Origin of the sequence: Flavobacterium sp. NPDC079362, from assembly GCF_050267765.1 — a bacterium.
In the GTDB taxonomy this organism is placed as follows: domain Bacteria; phylum Bacteroidota; class Bacteroidia; order Flavobacteriales; family Flavobacteriaceae; genus Flavobacterium; species Flavobacterium azizsancarii.
Map to the genome: position 1 here is coordinate 48,448 of NZ_JBNNFM010000013.1, position 17,353 is coordinate 65,800.

Here is a 17,353-nt window from a genome sequence, read left to right on the forward strand (position 1 = left end):
ATTGATCAGCGATAGAATATTTAGATATAAAAACAAAAAGCGAATCTTGTCTTTCTGTTTTTACTTTCTATTAGAGAACTTGATTTTAGTTCGATCCCATTTAATAGAATCAGAGTAATAATAATCGTTATTCATTTTGTATTTCAAAACAGTATCTTCTTCTTGAGTGGTTCTTCTAATTTCGTAAGCTTGTAATTGATTCTTGTTTATAAACTGCATAAAGAAAGTGTTCTTTATGGTGTCGTTTTGGGAAGCGACAATTAATATTCGTCTGTTTTTTTCTTTGCTAAGAATATTTTCTGATAAAAAATCAACTAAGCTTGTTTCTGGAATCTTAACAATGTCTTTTGGCTGTAGGTCAAGAAAATGTGGAAGTGTATCTTTTTCGCTACCATAACTACAGAATTCAAGAAAATATCTTTTTTGATAAAAATATAGATTTCCTTTTTTGTCAATTATTAATTGGCTTTCTGCATAGAAAATTTTTCTTGGCGGCAGAGCAACTCTGCTAGTATTTGTTTTTATGGAATCGTAATATTTTTCAAGTTTCTTGTCTTCATAGGAGATTATATAAGGTTTATTTTTTGCAATAAGTTTTTCTTCTTTCTTGGCACAATTCAAAAGAAAGAGACAAATTATAAAGCCAATAAAAACTCTTTTCATAAAAACTAAGATTTAAAATAAAGATATAAAAAAATCTCACCTGCAATTAAGCTGATGAGATTTTATATGTTTTAGAAGTTTAAAAAACTATCTAATTGTATTATTCTGAATCAAATCGATATATAAGTTAATCTTATCTTTCAATTCTTTTCTTGGCGTGATAAAGTCTAAGAAACCGTGCTCTAATAAGAACTCAGCAGTCTGGAAACCTTCCGGTAAATCTTTTCCTGTAGTGTCACGAACAACACGAGGACCAGCAAAACCAATCAAAGCTCCGGGCTCAGAGATATTGATATCTCCTAACATGGCATATGATGCAGTTGTTCCTCCGGTTGTAGGATCTGTACATAAAGAGATGTAAGGTAATCCTGCTTCTGCAAGTTGAGCAAGTTTTACAGATGTTTTGGCTAATTGCATTAATGAATAAGCCGCTTCCATCATACGAGCTCCACCTGATTTAGAAATCATTAAAAAAGGCATTTTGTTTTTGATCGCGTGATCAATACCTCTGGCAATTTTTTCTCCAACAACAGCTCCCATAGATCCACCAATAAAGGCAAAATCCATACAACAAATAACAAGTTCTTTTCCTTTAGATTTTCCCACTCCTGTACGCACAGCGTCCTTTAGGTGGGTTTTTTCCATTACATCTTTAAGGCGATCAGCATATTTTTTTGTATCAACAAAATGCAATGGATCTTTTGATGTCATGTTTTTATCTAATTCAACAAATTCGTTATTGTCAAATAAAATTTCAAAATAGGTTGCGCTTCCAATTCTAACGTGAAAATCATCTTCAGGGCTTACAAATAAGTTTCTGGCTAATTCGTCAGCATCAATAATTTTTCCCGTAGGAGATTTGTACCACAATCCTTTCGGAACGTCCATTTTATCTTCAGTCGCAGTGGTAATCCCTTTTTCTTGTCTTTTAAACCAAGCCATTTGTCTAGTATTCAGTGTTCAGTAATCCGTTTTCAGTATTCAGCTTTTAATAATCAGTTTTTAAGTATTCAGCATTTGAGAACTGAATACTTAAAACTGTAAACTGAATACTTTTATAGTGTATTCACATTATTCAAGTCAGCAAAAGCTTGCTCAAGTCTTGTGTTGAATGTTACTTCACTTTCACGTACCCATCTTCTTGGGTCATAATATTTTTTGTTAGGAACATCAGCACCTTCTGGGTTACCAATTTGAGATTTTAAATAGTCAATGTTTTTAACCATATAATCACGAATTCCTTCAGTATATGCAAATTGCAAATCAGTATCGATGTTCATTTTGATAACTCCGTAGCTAATTCCTTCTCTGATTTCTTCAAGTGTAGAACCTGAACCTCCGTGAAAAACGAAATCTACCGGGTTAGCACCAGTGTTGAATTTGTTTTGAACGTAATCCTGAGAATTTTTTAAGATTTTTGGAGTTAATTTTACGTTTCCTGGTTTGTAAACACCGTGAACGTTTCCAAAAGCAGCAGCAATTGTAAATTTAGGGCTTATTTTAGATAATTCTTCATAAGCATAAGCTACTTCTTCTGGTTGAGTATATAATTTTGAACTATCAATGTCAGAGTTGTCAACGCCATCTTCTTCACCACCTGTAATACCAAGTTCGATTTCTAATGTCATTCCCATTTTGCTCATTCTAGCCAAGTACTCTTTACAGATTTCGATATTTTCTTCGATTGGCTCTTCAGACAAATCGATCATATGAGAACTGAATAATGGTTTTCCTGTTTCTGCAAAATGTTTTTCAGAAGCATCTAATAAACCATCGATCCAAGGTAATAATTTTTTTGCACAGTGGTCAGTATGTAAGATTACAGTTGCACCGTAAGCTTCTGCCAAAGTATGAATATGTTTTGCTCCGGCGATTCCACCAGCGATTGCTGCTTTTTCACCTGCATTAGATAAACCTTTTCCAGCGTTAAATTGTGCTCCTCCGTTAGAAAATTGAATGATAACCGGTGCATTAAGTTTTGCTGCAGTTTCAAGAACTCCATTGATTGTGCTTGATCCAGTAACATTTACTGCAGGTAAAGCAAATCCTTTTTCTTTTGCATAATTAAAAATTTCCTGTACTTGATCTCCTGTAGCTACTCCGGGTTTAATATTGTGTGCCATTGTAATTTTTTTTAGTTGTTTTTAGTTTTTAGGTTGCAAAAATAAGAATTAATTAGCATTAGAATGGATAATTTATCCCAAAATTTAAAACCGAATGACCAAAATTGTATTCTTTGAACCAGCGATCTCCTTTCTCATGTGCTGGGTTATAGGTCTTAAAGCCTAAATCTAAACGAATAACAAAAAAGCTTAAATCGTAACGTAAACCGAATCCTGAACCTAAAGCAATTTCAGCTAAATCGTTTAAGTTGTTGAATCTTGCCTTCTCGTCAATCACATTATCGAGCACATTCCAGATATTTCCGGCATCTGCAAAGATAGCTCCCTTCACGTCACCAAAAAGTTTGAATCGGAATTCAGCACTCATCGCAATTTTCATGTTTGCCTCGTTAAAATCGTTCGCTGCATTCGTACTGCCCGGACCCAATTTGTAGGGTTGCCATGCACGGTTATCGTTTGATCCTCCGGCGTAATAACTTCGTGAAAACGGAATGTAATTTGAATTGCCAAACGGAACTGCTATCCCAAAAAAGCTTCTTACTGCTAATACTTTTTCTTTACCAAAGTCCCAGTGTTTGATATAATCAAATTCTGTTTTTATGTATTCTGAATATTCTAAGTTGAATATTTCATAGTTGCCATTTGTGTTTTTAGGTAATTTTGCAATGTCAGATATTGCAGTTAATAAAGTTCCTGCAGATTCTATTTTTGTTCTAAACTGATAAAATGTATTGTCAGCAAGATCTTTTTTAGTGGTTTTGCTAAAAGTATAACTTGTAGCTAAGATAAAATCATTTTCAGTCAGACGAACTCTTCTTTCTTCTATACTTTGTACATCCTTATATTGAGGATCTCCGGGAAGTAGAGCAGTTTTATTTGTTAAGACATCACTAGTAAAGCCTGTAGTTCCTGTAGGAATAGTCAGGTCTTTTCTCGCTTGCTCCTCAGGTGTATCTCCCCAATTTAGAGGTGTAGTATTGTAGTCTTTACCAATACCATTTAACTCGTTGTAAGAAGAAGTATAGACTTTGAAATAGTTGCCCGGATTTAAGTTTCGTACAAATTGAGCATTAAGTAATTCAAGCTTTGCAGTATTGTTTCGTTTAGGAGACCAGTTGTAAGCAAGTCCGCCGGTAAAGTTTTCCTTGTCCAGACCAATATTCCTTTGCTTAGAGAAACCTGCTGTAATACTGGTAGAAGGAATCATCCTTTTCGGGATAATTTTTTCAGTCCCAAAAGGCATCAGGATTCTTGGGAAGTTTAATTTTAAATCGACACCATATTCTGAAACATTAAAGAAATTATCATTAGGGTTGGCCATATCTTTAGAGGAACCCAAATTTAGACGAGTAGAGATTTCGAGAGTTTCAGCTCTGTTAAATACGTTTCTAATAGTTTCAGATATACTTGCTCCAATACCAAAATCCTGAATATTAGAATGCGTCACATCAAAAGTAGTCCCAAAACTATATTTTTTTCTTGGGGTTAAATAAATATTAGCAATTAAGGATTGTGCAGTCGAGTCGCGTTTGTCAACCTGATATTGGATTGAAGGGTAATTAAAAATTTTCAGATTATTTAAATACCTTGATGAAAGAGTTGTTCTGGTATCAGAAAAAGTGCTTCCTTTATTAATAAAAATCGCATCAGTAATAGCGCGGGGTTTGTATTTTAGTTTTTTGTAGCTATACAGGTTAAAGTTGTTGTAGCTTATACTATCAGTTATTTTCTTTTTTGCATTTGCAGCAGAATAATCGGTGTAAATATTAACATCACTTATTTTGTAAAGCTTGAAAGGTTCTGTTCTGCTCGAATCTCTTTCCTGGATATTGTTGTTGTTTACAATTAAAGTAACATCAGCTTTGTTCTTCTTTCCAATCGTATCAATGTCGAAAGTAACATAAGTAGGCTGGAAAAAATAGGCGCCATGATTTCTGAAATAAGTAGTAAGTCGGTTTTTTTCTTCTTCAAAATCAGCAGTTTTGTACTGATTGCCAGATTTTAAAAATGAAGGTTCATTGTTGTTTTTGTATAATGAATCTAACGCCGGAGTCATAATATTAGTTCTGATAGTGTCTAATTTATAAGCTGGTCCGGTAGTAATGATATAATTTATTTTTGCTTTTTTTCTTGCAACGCTATCAATGCTGTAATCTGTTGCAACATTAAAATATCCAGTATTAAAATAGTAGAATTTTAAACGTAAAAGAGATTTTTTTGTTTTTGCGGTATCAATAACTACAGGCGCTTCGCCAGTGTTTTTCAGGAATTCACTAAGACCCTTGTTTAAAAAAGATTGTCCAAGTCTGTCAACTTGTTTTGCAGATAATATTTTTGCCTGACGCTCATATAGACCAGGATGTTTTTTAAATTTTGCCTGATAAGTAGAGTCCGGATTCAGGTTCGCCAAATTATATAAATTCAAGCGTAAGCGATATCCTAACAAAGTACCATTTGGTTTTTGATACATCTGGTTAGATGCTATTTCGTCATTTGTCGCCTTTCCGTTTACAAGAATAGTATTTTTAACAAGAAGGTTTTTTCCATCAGGAACTCTTTTTACAGCATTACAACCGCAAATAAATATTGCTATTAGAATAAATGCTGTTATTTTTGTGGAACTATTTTTCAAGTGTTAAATATTTAATTCAAAAGTACATTATTTTATGGTTAGTAAAAACCAAATAAAGCTTATCTCAGGCTTACATCAAAAAAAGCAACGTTTTGCAAATCAATTATTTTTCGCCGAAGGAGTAAAAGTAATTCAAGAATTGTTGCTTTCCAATTTTGAATTAGAGCATTTGTATACGACTCTAAATGATTTTGAAGAAGTTTCTTCTTCAAAACGTACGCTTATTACTGATCAGGAACTTAAAAAAATTAGTGCTTTATCAACTCCAAATTCATGTCTGGCAGTGTTTAAAATGCCAGCCGAAAATAAAATAATCAATTCAGGATTGATCGTAGCTTTAGACGATATTCGTGATCCTGGAAATTTAGGAACGATTTTGCGCCTTTGTGACTGGTTTGGTATCAAACAAATAATTTGTTCAAAAGAAACCGTCGATATTTATAATCCAAAAGTAGTACAGGCAACAATGGGGTCTATTGCGAGAGTAAATGTGAATTATATTGATTTAAAGACTTTTATTGCACAAACGGATCTCCCGGTTTTTGGAACCTTTATGGATGGTGAGAATATTTATCAATCAAGTTTACCTCAAAACGGAATCATTATTATGGGTAATGAAGCCAATGGGATTTCATTAGAGATTGAAAAAATGGTGACAAGCCGACTCACAATTCCAAGGTTTGGAGAACTACAAAAAACCGAAAGTTTAAATGTAGCTACCGCAACAGCAATTATTCTTAGTGAATTTAAACGAAATAGTTAGAGTTTTGTTTTAATGAAAAGTAAAATTAATTAAAAGAGCTCTGGATTTCATCGAATCGATATTGTCCGTCCATGGGCTAGGTCCGTTTGAAGGATTATCACGAATTAATTCATTAGTAATACCAAACATACCTCTGATAGAAGGAGAGAAGATAAAATACTCTGAGAAAATATCAATTCCAAAACCAACCTCATAAGCCGCAGTCCATTGCTTAACCCTGAACTTTCCTTCAAAGTTATCGTCTTTGGATTTTGCGTTGCTGGAGAGATTTAATGTAGTCGACATTCCGCCAACTAAATACGGACGGATATTTCCGGTACGTAATGCAGAGAATTTTAATAATAAAGGAAAGTGAATATAAGTACTGTTTACTTCTCTTAAATAATCTTTCTCTAATGGTTGATTTGGATAATATAAATCACGTTTTGTGTAATATAAACCTGGTTCGAAACGTAAGTTTATGTATTCCTGTAATCTTAAATCGGCAACAACACCAACATTAAAACCGGTAGTTTTTTTAATCTGAATATCCGGACCGGGAGTTTTGTAGTCAAATTTAAAATCGAAACTATTAAAACCCAGGTAATATCCAAAATAAAGACGTTGTTTTTGCCAGTTTTCCAGATTAATAATAGGATCTTTACTAAACATGCTTTTGGCAAATTGAGAGTATCCGTTTGTCGTTAAGACTAATAAAAGTAAGACTACAATTTTTTTCATACTATTTTTTAGAGGCAGAATAAATGGTTGCAACACCAAAAGTTTGAGGCATAGCTATAACATCTATAAACCCAATTTTTCTTAAAATATTGTTTAAGGCTTCTCCGTATGGAAAAACAGCAGCAGATTCAGACAAATAACCATAAGCAGAATTATCTTTAGAAAATAATTTTCCGATGATTGGAAGTATGTTTTTGCTGTAGAATTTATATCCTTGTTTATAAGGTGTTTTATCAGGAACCGATGTTTCTAAAATTACAAATACACCATTTGGTTTTAAAACCCTTAAAATCTCAGCAAAACCTTTCTCCAGATTCTCGAAATTTCGAACACCAAAACCTACCGTTATTGCATCAAAATGATTGTCTTCAAAAGGTATTTTTTCAGAGTCCCCTAAAACTAAGTCAATAATATTGGATAGTTTTTTTTCTTCGACTTTCCTTTTTCCAACTTCAAGCATTCCGGCAGAAATATCCAGGCCAATTATTTTTTCGGCATTCGTTTGTGTCATTAAAATAGCCAGATCACCAGTTCCTGTTGCAATATCAAGAATGATTTTTGGTTTTTTGTCGGACACTATTTTTAAAACTTTTTTACGCCACTTAATGTCAATTCCAAATGAAATTACGCGGTTTAAATTATCGTAGTTCCCAGAGATGTTATCAAACATTTGGGCAACTTGTTCTTTTTTACCTAAAGAAGAGTCTTTGTATGGGGTTATTTTTTCAGACATTTTTTTTATTTACGCAAATATAATACAATCTGACTTAACTGTAATTGAGTTTTTTTATTTGTAAATTAAATGTTGTCAGTAAAAGGCTTTTAATTGTTGTTTAACTGCTAATTTCTGCCCATCACTAAAAGTGGGTATTTTGAAAAAATCACTAAAAGTGGGTATTGTGGAGTATGAATTTTAGAGCCAACTTTGCTACAGTTAAAAGATAAAATTTTAATGATTGAAATAATGACTTAAGTCAGATGAAGGCTTTTTTTGCACTGGTATTTCATTTGTTCTTGTAAGCAGTTTTGAAAGTATTGTTCTTGGGACCAATATTCTTTTTAAAGTGCGAAATACGTTCTTAGGATTAAATTTGTTTTTGGAAATTTTAATTTTCTTGCCTTTAATATCTTAGTGGTATTTGTTATTAAAGGCTCTTTGAGACTCGTTCTCATTTAACATTATGTTATTCAGTTATTCAAATGTTTCTTAACATTTGAGTTTTTTTACCAAAACTATTACTTGAATTAGTCAGATTAAAAAATCAATCGTTTTTTAAAAAACATCCTTCACAAGAGGATGTTTTTTTATTTCCTTATGTATGTTTCATAAGTGTAATCGTAAAGATGTTTCTCGTCTTTCAGGTTTTCTTCAGATTCGACGAGTTGCCATTCATTTTTATTAATTTTTGGAAAAAAAGCATCCGCGTCAAAAGTGTGATGAACTTTCGTTATTTCTATGATATCTGTATAAGGTAACCCCAGATTATAAATTTCACCTCCGCCAATAATATAAGAATCTTCGTCTTCAGGACATACCGCGATCGCTTTTTCGATACTGTCTACTACAATGCAGCCTTCCGGATGATAGTCTTTTTGACGTGTAATTACGACATGAACTCTGTTTGGAAGTGGTTTTGGGAAGCTCTCAAAGGTTTTTCTTCCCATAATAATATGATGATTCGTAGTAAGTGTTTTAAATCTTTTAAAATCATTTGGTAAATGCCAAACTAATTCATTGTTTTTTCCAAGTGCATTATTTTCGGCTACTGCCGCTATCATTATAATCATAGCAATTTAATAACTAAATTTTATTTTCAGTATCATCATTTATTCTCGACTCTAATTGAGTAATTCTTTTTTGTTGCAAGCCAACAAGTCGGTCAATTTGTTCTCTTTCCCATTTTTTATTCATAAATCGATCTGTTATGTACACTTTTATAAAGTGTAGAATAAAGATAAAGAACCATATAGTAACGCCCCAAATACACCAGTTTTGTTCTGTGTTAGCGCCAAAACCAAAGAATCTATTGGCAATAAATAAAAATAAACTTCCTAGTAGAAAAAGTACAAAATGAAAATATAGAATTTTTTTTTGTCTAAGTCTTCTTCTGGCGTATTCGTATTGTTCGTGCACTTCTTTTTCCATAAGATATAAATGAGGTCATAAAGTTAAAATTTATTTTGTAATCACCCTATTTAGATTCGGGAATATTTCTTCTAAAGTGAGCTGAGAGTTTGAATTCCAAAATTTTATGCGGGTTAAATTATTGATACAGCTAAAATAATATTCTGTTTTTGATATTATCACAAATCGGATGTGAAGGTATCGAAAGTTCGTGTGAATTTATGTAATTTTAATGTATGAATCTAAAAACTAAACAGTTATGTCCTTAAAGAAACAATTTATTAAAACAAAGCCTGTAGTTAAAGTTACATTTTCTATAGTTGCCAAAGATGCTGATTCGGCAGCGGTTGTTGGTGATTTTAACAACTGGAATATTGAAGAAGGAGCTTTAAGTAAGTTGAAAAACGGAACGTTTAAAGCGACTTACGACCTGGTTAAAGATGCGATTTACGAGTTTAAGTACGTGATTGACGGAAGTTATGTTAATGATCCTGAGGCAGATTCGTACAAGTGGAATGATTTTGCAGGAAGCGAAAACAGTGTTTTGGTAATATGAAAAATGATATAAAAAAATCCGCTTAATCGATTAAGCGGATTTTTTTATATTTTATACAGCAACACTGCCTTTTATACCGGCATGTGGTTCGTAATCTACAAGTGTAAAGTCATTATAATCAAAATCAAAAATATTCTTAATCTCTGGATTCAGGATCATTTTTGGCAATGGCTTTGGTTCACGGGTTAATTGCAGTTCTAATTGTTCAAAATGGTTGTTGTAGATGTGTGCGTCTCCAAAAGTGTGAATAAAGTCGCCAGCTTCCAGATCGCAAACCTGAGCAATCATCATTGTTAACAAAGCATAAGATGCAATATTAAAAGGAACTCCTAAAAAGATATCAGCGCTTCGCTGGTACAACTGGCAGGATAATTTTCCTTTTGTTTCTCCTTTTTCAAGATCAGGACTACTTACATAAAACTGAAAAAAAGCATGACAAGGAGGTAAAGCAGCTTTGTTATTAGCTACGTTTTCTTCAAATGATTTTTTAGTATCGGGCAAAACAGATGGATTCCATGCAGAAACCAGCATTCTTCGGCTATTTGGGTTTGTTTTAAGTTCTGTAATCAATTCAGAGATCTGGTCAATTTCTTCACTATTCCAATTGCGCCATTGATGTCCGTAAACAGGTCCTAAATCACCATTAGAATCTGCCCATGCATCCCAGATTTTCACTCCGTTTTCCTGAAGGTATTTAATATTTGTATCACCTTTTAGAAACCAAAGCAATTCGTAAATAATAGATTTTAAATGTAATTTTTTGGTTGTGACCATTGGGAAACCTTCACTTAAATCAAAACGCATTTGGTAGCCAAAAACACTTTTGGTTCCCGTTCCTGTTCTATCTCCCTTTTGACAACCGTTTTCTAAAACATGTTGTACTAAATCTAAGTATTGCTTCATGGTGCTTTAAGCTTTAGGCTTTAAGCTTTAGGCTTTCTCCTAATGCTTATAAGCTTGATTTTTATGTTGACGCTTAAGCTTACAGCCTAACGCCTATGGCTTATAGCCTTAAATTATCTTTTTGAGATTTCGTCTCTAATCTTAGCTGCTTTTTCATAATCTTCCTGAGAAACAGCCTGATCTAAAAGCTCGTTTAGTTCCTGCAAACTATGTTTAGCATAAAGATCGCCGGATTGATTGCTTTCTTCCTCGCGGCCAAAAGTTTCAGGATTAGAAAGTACATCATCAATTTCCTGAGAACCCTGATCAGTTTCTGCAGTATTCGATTTTAAATATATACCAGCTTTGTCCAAAATGTTTTTATAAGTAAAGATTGGTGCGTTAAAACGTAAAGCCAATGCAATTGCATCAGATGTTCTCGCGTCAATAATTTCTTCGATTTTGTCTCTTTCACAAATTAAACTCGAATAAAAAACACCATCAACTAACTTGTGGATAATTACTTGTTTTACAACAATATCAAACCTTTCTGCAAAGTTTTTGAATAAGTCGTGCGTAAGCGGACGTGGAGGTTTAATTTCTTTCTCTAACGCAATAGCGATTGACTGGGCTTCGAAAGCTCCAATAACTATTGGTAATTTTCTTTCGCCATCAACTTCATTCAAAATTAAGGCATAAGCGCCATTTTGAGTTTGACTGTATGAAATTCCTTTTATGGATAATTTTACTAGACTCATATATGTGGGTAAAAAAGGGCAATTAATGCCTCATTTTAAGACTTTTTTTGATTGAAAAATAAAGGTGCAATTTTAATCAAAAAATATGGAACAAAAAAGCCACCTAAAACAAAGATACGATTATCTTGTTTTTAGGCAGCTATATTTTTATAGAGAATTTTTAAATTAAGAATGTTGAGCTTTAAAAGCTTTCAATTTCTCAATTAATTTTGGTACAATTTCGAATGCATCTCCAACAACTCCATAATCTGCAACTTTAAAGAAAGGAGCTTCAGGATCGTTATTGATAACCAACTTTACTTTTGATGAATTAATACCTGCAATATGCTGGATTGCTCCGGAGATTCCAATAGCGATATACAAGTTTGTCGCAACAGGTTTTCCTGTTTGACCAACGTGTTCACTGTGAGGTCTCCATCCTAAATCAGAAACTGGTTTAGAACATGCAGTTGCAGCGCCTAAAACAGCCGCAAGATCTTCGATTAATCCCCAGTTTTCAGGACCTTTTAATCCACGTCCGCCAGAAACTACGATATCAGCGTCAGCGATAGATACTTTTCCACTTACTTTTTCTACAGATTCTACTTTTACTCCAAAGTCATTGTCGCCAATTGATGGATTAAAATCTTCTTCGGTCGCAGATCCTGCGCTTTCGAAGATTCCGTAAGAGTTTTTAGCTAAGCCAAGAACTTTTACATCTGTATTAATTTCTGTAATGTTGAACGCTTTGTTTGAGAAAGCATTTCTTTTTACCTGAAAAGGAGAAGTGCTTACCGGTAATCCAACAACATTTGATGCAAAACCAGCATTTAAAGCCACAGCAACCAATGATGAAAGATAAATACTATCTGTAGAAGAAGAAAGTAAAACTACTTTTGTTCCTTCTTTTTCAGCAGCTTGTTTGATAACATCGGCGTAAGCCTTAGCAGTAAAACCAGCTAATTTATCGTTAGTTACTTTTAATACTTTGTCAACTCCGTATTTAGCTAATTCGCTAACATCGCTGTTATTTATAGTTAGAGCTGTAACAGTTGTTCCAAGTGATTCTGCTATTTTTTTAGCATAAGAAGCTAATTCAAAAGCAACTTTTTTAAATTTTCCTTCTGCAGATTCTGCATATATTAATATTGACATAATTTTTTGTTTAGAGGTTGTAAGTTTCAGGTTTCAGGTTTGCTTCGCCTGTTCGAGCATAGCTCTCGGGTTAAGTTCATAAACTGAGACTGAAAACCGAGACTGAAAACTGATTACTAGATTACTTTAGCTTCGTTGTGTAATAAATTGATTAACTCATCTAAATTATCAGGAGAAACTAATTTTACTGCTGATTTTGGAGCTGGTTTTTCAAATTTCACTGCTTTTGTATTTACAGGAGCGTCAACTGGCTCAAGAATAGTAAGTGCTTTTGTTCTTGCAGTCATGATTCCTCTCATGTTAGGGATACGAAGATCTTTTTCTTCAACAAGACCTTTTTGACCACCAATGATTAAGGGTAAAGAAGTGCTTACAGTTTCTTTTCCACCATCGATTTCACGAACTGCTTTTACGTTATTCCCGTCAACGGTAATTGCAGTACATGAATTTAAAAAATTAGAACCTAAAATTCCTGCAATCATTCCGGGAACCATTCCGCCATTATAATCCAAAGATTCTTTTCCTGCAATTACAAGATCATAACCACCGTTTTTAATTACTTCAGCTAATTGTTTTGCAACAAAAAAACCATCAGTTGGGTTGGCATTTACGCGAATTGCTTCGTTTGCACCAATTGCTAATGCTTTACGTAAAGTTGGTTCAGTATCCGGTCCTCCAACATTTACTACAGTTACAGTAGCGCCTTGTTGTTCCTGGAACCAAATTGCACGTGTCAAACCAAACTCGTCATTAGGATTAATTACATATTGTACACCATTGGTATCGAATTCTGAGTCACCATTAGAGAAGTTAATTTTGGAAGTAGTATCAGGCACGTGGCTGATGCAAACTAATATTTTCATAAGTATATATTTTATAATTTATAATATGCTTTTACAAATTTAGAATATTATTTGGAATAATTATACTATGCATGCATAATAATTTTAAAAACTATTACGATTTCGCGGATTGTGAAATTTAGAAGCTGTTTCGTTGTAATCGAAAAGAGATTATGTATTCATTTCTGTTGATTCTTAGCAATTTTGCAATTTAGCCAACTTGTGCAACTGTTAAATTTTGTTTGGTTTATACTACTTTTTGAATTGTTGCGTTTTAGAAAAAGAATTTCGTGCACAGTAGAATTAAACAAAAAGAGCTGAATTTGTATGATAAGCGTTTTTATGAACGAAATAATTGCAATTATATCGATTTCGTAAATGTCACAATTTTTTTTAAAAAGTTAAAAGCGCAAGGCTGGAGGAAGATGATGTGATTTTAAATCTAATTTATGCTTTTAAGTTATTTAAAATAATTATTTTTGCTCTTCAGAAAATTCAACATACAATATAAATATGAGAACAATACAATTTAGAGAGGCCATTTGCGAAGCGATGAGCGAAGAAATGCGTCACGATGAATCCATATATTTAATGGGCGAAGAAGTTGCAGAATACAACGGGGCATACAAAGCTTCAAAAGGAATGCTTGCTGAGTTTGGCGAAAAAAGAGTAATTGATACTCCAATTGCTGAGCTTGGTTTTACAGGAATTGCAGTAGGATCAGCTATGAATGGTTGTCGTCCTATTGTCGAGTACATGACTTTCAACTTCTGTTTAGTAGGTATTGATCAAATTATAAATAATGCTGCTAAAATGCGTCAAATGACAGGGGGACAATTTAATGTGCCTATCGTTTTTCGTGGACCAACTGCTTCTGCAGGTCAATTAGGAGCTACACACTCACAAGCTTTAGAAAACTGGTTTGCTAATACTCCGGGTCTTAAAGTAGTTGTGCCATCAACTCCTTATGATGCAAAAGGACTTTTGAAAGCTGCCATTCGTGATAATGATCCTGTAATTTTTATGGAGTCTGAGCAAATGTACGGTGACAAAGGCGAAGTGCCGGACGGAGAATATACAATTCCTCTAGGAGTTGCTGATATCAAACGTGAAGGAACAGATGTTACTATTGTATCTTTTGGTAAAATTATCAAAGAAGCTTTTATTGCTGCTGATGAATTAGCTAAAGAAGGTATTTCTTGTGAAATTATCGATTTAAGAACAGTTCGTCCTATGGATAAAGATGCTATCTTGAAATCTGTTAAAAAAACAAACCGTTTAGTAATTTTAGAAGAAGCATGGCCGTTTGCAAGTATTTCATCTGAAATCACTTATATTGTTCAGGAACAAGCTTTTGATTTTCTTGATGCGCCAATTCAACGTATTACAACAGCAGATACTCCTGCACCTTATTCTCCAGTATTATTAAAAGACTGGTTGCCAAATGCAGGTGATGTAGTAAAAGCAGTTAAAAAAGTGTTATACAAATAATACACATTCAAAATACTCACAAAACTTCATCATTCATAGTTAATTGATGAAGTTTTTTTTTTTGCTCAGACAATGAAAAAAATAATTTTACTCAGCCTGTTTTTTGTATTCGCATTTGCGGCTATTGCTACTGCACAAACGAAAGTGAGTGGAATTGTTTTGGATAAAACGAATCAGCCTGTTCCGTTTGCAAATGTTGTTTTTAAAGGATCAAACACAGGAATCGTTTCAAATGAAGACGGTCGTTTCTATCTTGAATCTCCAGTTACTTACACAGCATTATTAATAAGTTCTGCAGGATTTTCAGACAAGGAAGTTCCTTTGGAGAAAGCTGTGAATTATGATTTCAAAATTATTTTAAGTGAAGCCGAAGCACTTAATGAAGTCGTAATTTATACCGGAAAAACTTCTAAAAAGAATAATCCGGCATTAGATATATTGAGAAAAATATGGGAACGAAAGCGTAAAAACGGTTTGTACCAGTTCAATCAGTATCAAATGCAAAAGTACGAGAAAGTAGAGTTCGATATGAACACAATCGACAGTGCTTTTATGAAAAATAAACTCTTTAAAGGAATGGAGTTTGTGTTTAAGCATGTTGACACGTCTGATGTTACAGGTAAAACTTATCTGCCAATTTTCATCAACGAATCAGTTTATGATGTTTATGGAGATAATAAATTAAAGAAAGTAAAAGAAAACATTACAGGGAATAAAATGTCTGGTTTCAACGGAAATCAACAGATTTTATCCTTCGTAAAAGATCTTTATTCAGATTATAATATTTACGATAATCACCTTAAGTTTTTCGATAAAAGTTTTACAAGTCCGCTTTCGAGAACCGGAATAGACGTGTATAATTATGTACTAAAAGACAGCGCTTATATTGACAAAAAATGGTGTTACAATATTGTTTTTTATCCAAGGCGTAAAAATGAATTAACCTTTAAAGGAGATTTTTGGGTAAATGATACCACTTTTGCAATCAAAAAAATTAATATGGGCGTTACTAAAAGTGCCAATATTAACTGGGTAAAAGATATTTATATCGAACAGGAATTTGAAGTAGAGAATGATTCGACTTTTTTGCTGACCAGGGATTATATGATGTCTGATTTTGCGTTGAATAAAAAAGAAAAATCAAAAGGAGTTTACGGAAAAAGAACCACTTTATATCGAAATCATAAATTTAATATTCCAAAGCCGGAGAAATTTTATAAAGAAGAAGTCAATTATATAGACAACGCTGTTTATGACCGACCGCCTGAGTTTTGGGAAGAAAATCGTTTTGAAAAATTAAATAAAGACGAAGCGGGTATTTATAAAATGCTCGATACATTACAGACTGTCAAAAGATTCAAACAGCTTTATAGCCTGGTTTCTATATTAGGAAGTGGTTATGTAGAATTTAAGAATTTTGATTTCGGGCCTATATTTTCGACATTTGGTTATAACGAAGTCGAAGGTGTAAGAATCCGTGCAGGAGGAAGAACCTATTTTGGACCAAATGATCCCTGGCGTATTCAAGCGTATACAGCTTACGGTTTTAATGATAATAAGTTTAAATACGGTGTTTCCGGAAAATGGATGCTCGATAAAAAAAATCGGGTTATTATCTCTGGAGGAAACAGGAGAGACATTGAACAAATTGGTGCCAGTTTAACCACAACAAATGATATTTTAGGGCGAAGTTTTGCATCTTCGGCATTGTTTACAACGAGCAGCAACGGAAAATTAACCAACATTAATCTGAGTAACGTTTCTGTTGAAATAGAACCTATAAAGAACTTTGTTGTTCAGGCAGGGGTTTCGTATCGAACATTAGAATCAGCTTCACCAACATTTAGTTTAGATTATTATACCACTATGCCAACTGCAGCAAATCCTGCAGGTGTTATTGCAAGTGCTGTAAAACAATCAGAAGCCAATATTCAGTTCGAATATATGCCAAATCGAAAAACAATTGGTTTTGGAGTAGAAAGAGATCTTGTTGACAGTCCGTTCAGTCATTTCTTTGTGAATTTTAGTTATGGATTGAAAGGAGTATTAGATAGTGATTTTGCTTATGAAAAAGTGCAATTATTCTACAAACAGCCTATTATAATAGGGCCATTAGGAAGATCGAATATTATACTTGAAACCGGAAAAACTTTTGGTACAATTCCGTTAGGGTTAATGAGCGTAATTCCTGGTAACCAGACTTATTTTACAATCGAAAATACGTTTAGTAATTTGAATTTCTATGAATTCGTAACCGATCAGTATACAACTCTACAATGGAATCATGATTTTGGCGGAAGGTTATTTGCCAGAATTCCGTTTATGAGAAAACTGAACTGGAGAGAATTTGTTGGTGTAAAAGGTGTTTACGGAACTATCTCAAATGCAAACAGAGCGATCAATGCATCTGGACAACCTTATAATGCGCCTGAAAACGTATATTGGGAATACAACGCCGGAATAGGAAACATTTTTAAAGTATTCCGTATCGATTTCTCCTGGAGAGGAAGTTATTTAGATGATCCGGGCGCCAATAAATTTGCAGTAAAAGGATCTTTCGGATTCTATTTCTAAGTTTTTTGTCCGGTTGAGCGAAGTCGAAACTTATTTGATAATCTCCCAAAAACGCCAAGTTGCTAAGTTTTATTTCTTGCAGCTTGGCGT

16 protein-coding genes are annotated in these 17,353 nt (G+C 33.5%); 4 read left to right on the plus strand and 12 right to left on the minus strand.

Annotated features, from left to right (window positions below; genetic code table 11):
• Nucleotides 1–60 precede the first annotated feature (60 nt).
• From ACQKCJ_RS13015 to ACQKCJ_RS13030, 4 genes are all read right to left on the minus strand, one after another.
• Entirely contained in the window at nucleotides 61–663 is a 603-nt protein-coding gene (locus ACQKCJ_RS13015) for a hypothetical protein (protein ID WP_271336982.1), read from the minus strand.
• Nucleotides 664–750: 87 nt separating this feature from the next.
• Entirely contained in the window at nucleotides 751–1,605 is an 855-nt protein-coding gene (gene accD / locus ACQKCJ_RS13020; RefSeq protein WP_271336984.1) for an acetyl-CoA carboxylase, carboxyltransferase subunit beta, read from the minus strand.
• A 113-nt stretch (nucleotides 1,606–1,718) separates the two neighbouring features.
• Nucleotides 1,719–2,786 carry a class II fructose-bisphosphate aldolase gene (gene fbaA / locus ACQKCJ_RS13025; protein WP_271336987.1) on the minus strand — a complete coding sequence of 356 codons (1,068 nt, stop codon included), beginning with the start codon at nucleotides 2,784–2,786 and terminating at the stop codon, nucleotides 1,719–1,721.
• Nucleotides 2,787–2,844: 58 nt separating this feature from the next.
• A complete protein-coding gene (locus ACQKCJ_RS13030; protein ID WP_271336988.1) occupies nucleotides 2,845–5,418 on the minus strand; it encodes a BamA/TamA family outer membrane protein in 2,574 nt (857 codons plus the stop codon).
• A 34-nt stretch (nucleotides 5,419–5,452) separates the two neighbouring features.
• Here ACQKCJ_RS13030 and ACQKCJ_RS13035 point away from each other — a divergent pair, with 34 nt between their 5' ends.
• Complete coding sequence (locus ACQKCJ_RS13035) at nucleotides 5,453–6,181, plus strand: TrmH family RNA methyltransferase (protein ID WP_271336989.1); 729 nt, start codon at nucleotides 5,453–5,455, stop codon at nucleotides 6,179–6,181.
• Nucleotides 6,182–6,190: 9 nt separating this feature from the next.
• Here the strand turns inward: ACQKCJ_RS13035 and ACQKCJ_RS13040 are convergent, their stop codons facing one another.
• From ACQKCJ_RS13040 to ACQKCJ_RS13055, 4 genes are all read right to left on the minus strand, one after another.
• Nucleotides 6,191–6,901 carry a porin family protein gene (locus ACQKCJ_RS13040; RefSeq protein WP_271336990.1) on the minus strand — a complete coding sequence of 237 codons (711 nt, stop codon included), beginning with the start codon at nucleotides 6,899–6,901 and terminating at the stop codon, nucleotides 6,191–6,193.
• 1 nt (nucleotide 6,902) lies between these two features.
• Nucleotides 6,903–7,634, minus strand: a complete 732-nt coding sequence (gene ubiE / locus ACQKCJ_RS13045; protein WP_271336991.1) for a bifunctional demethylmenaquinone methyltransferase/2-methoxy-6-polyprenyl-1,4-benzoquinol methylase UbiE — start codon at nucleotides 7,632–7,634, stop codon at nucleotides 6,903–6,905.
• A gap of 572 nt (nucleotides 7,635–8,206) precedes the next feature.
• Nucleotides 8,207–8,689 carry a dihydrofolate reductase gene (locus ACQKCJ_RS13050; RefSeq protein WP_427402128.1) on the minus strand — a complete coding sequence of 161 codons (483 nt, stop codon included), beginning with the start codon at nucleotides 8,687–8,689 and terminating at the stop codon, nucleotides 8,207–8,209.
• A gap of 13 nt (nucleotides 8,690–8,702) precedes the next feature.
• Nucleotides 8,703–9,047 carry a 2TM domain-containing protein gene (locus ACQKCJ_RS13055; RefSeq protein ID WP_271336993.1) on the minus strand — a complete coding sequence of 115 codons (345 nt, stop codon included), beginning with the start codon at nucleotides 9,045–9,047 and terminating at the stop codon, nucleotides 8,703–8,705.
• Between the two features lie 238 nt (nucleotides 9,048–9,285).
• On the opposite strand from ACQKCJ_RS13055, the gene ACQKCJ_RS13060 reads away from it, so the two are divergent.
• Nucleotides 9,286–9,582, plus strand: coding sequence for an isoamylase early set domain-containing protein (locus ACQKCJ_RS13060; protein ID WP_271336994.1), 297 nt, complete (start codon nucleotides 9,286–9,288; stop codon nucleotides 9,580–9,582).
• A gap of 51 nt (nucleotides 9,583–9,633) precedes the next feature.
• Here the strand turns inward: ACQKCJ_RS13060 and ACQKCJ_RS13065 are convergent, their stop codons facing one another.
• From ACQKCJ_RS13065 to ACQKCJ_RS13080, 4 genes are all read right to left on the minus strand, one after another.
• A complete protein-coding gene (locus ACQKCJ_RS13065; protein ID WP_271336995.1) occupies nucleotides 9,634–10,485 on the minus strand; it encodes a thymidylate synthase in 852 nt (283 codons plus the stop codon).
• A gap of 113 nt (nucleotides 10,486–10,598) precedes the next feature.
• Entirely contained in the window at nucleotides 10,599–11,222 is a 624-nt protein-coding gene (locus ACQKCJ_RS13070; protein WP_427402129.1) for a bifunctional nuclease domain-containing protein, read from the minus strand.
• Between the two features lie 165 nt (nucleotides 11,223–11,387).
• Entirely contained in the window at nucleotides 11,388–12,356 is a 969-nt protein-coding gene (locus ACQKCJ_RS13075) for an electron transfer flavoprotein subunit alpha/FixB family protein (RefSeq protein ID WP_271336997.1), read from the minus strand.
• Nucleotides 12,357–12,472: 116 nt separating this feature from the next.
• Entirely contained in the window at nucleotides 12,473–13,219 is a 747-nt protein-coding gene (locus ACQKCJ_RS13080) for an electron transfer flavoprotein subunit beta/FixA family protein (protein ID WP_194615919.1), read from the minus strand.
• Between the two features lie 492 nt (nucleotides 13,220–13,711).
• Between ACQKCJ_RS13080 and ACQKCJ_RS13085 the strand changes: the two genes are divergently transcribed.
• Both ACQKCJ_RS13085 and ACQKCJ_RS13090 read left to right on the plus strand, forming a co-directional pair.
• Complete coding sequence (locus ACQKCJ_RS13085; RefSeq protein WP_173970884.1) at nucleotides 13,712–14,689, plus strand: pyruvate dehydrogenase complex E1 component subunit beta; 978 nt, start codon at nucleotides 13,712–13,714, stop codon at nucleotides 14,687–14,689.
• A 72-nt stretch (nucleotides 14,690–14,761) separates the two neighbouring features.
• Nucleotides 14,762–17,263 (plus strand): DUF5686 family protein, encoded by a 2,502-nt coding sequence (locus tag ACQKCJ_RS13090; protein WP_427402130.1) that lies wholly within the window; start codon nucleotides 14,762–14,764, stop codon nucleotides 17,261–17,263.
• Nucleotides 17,264–17,353 lie beyond the last annotated feature (90 nt).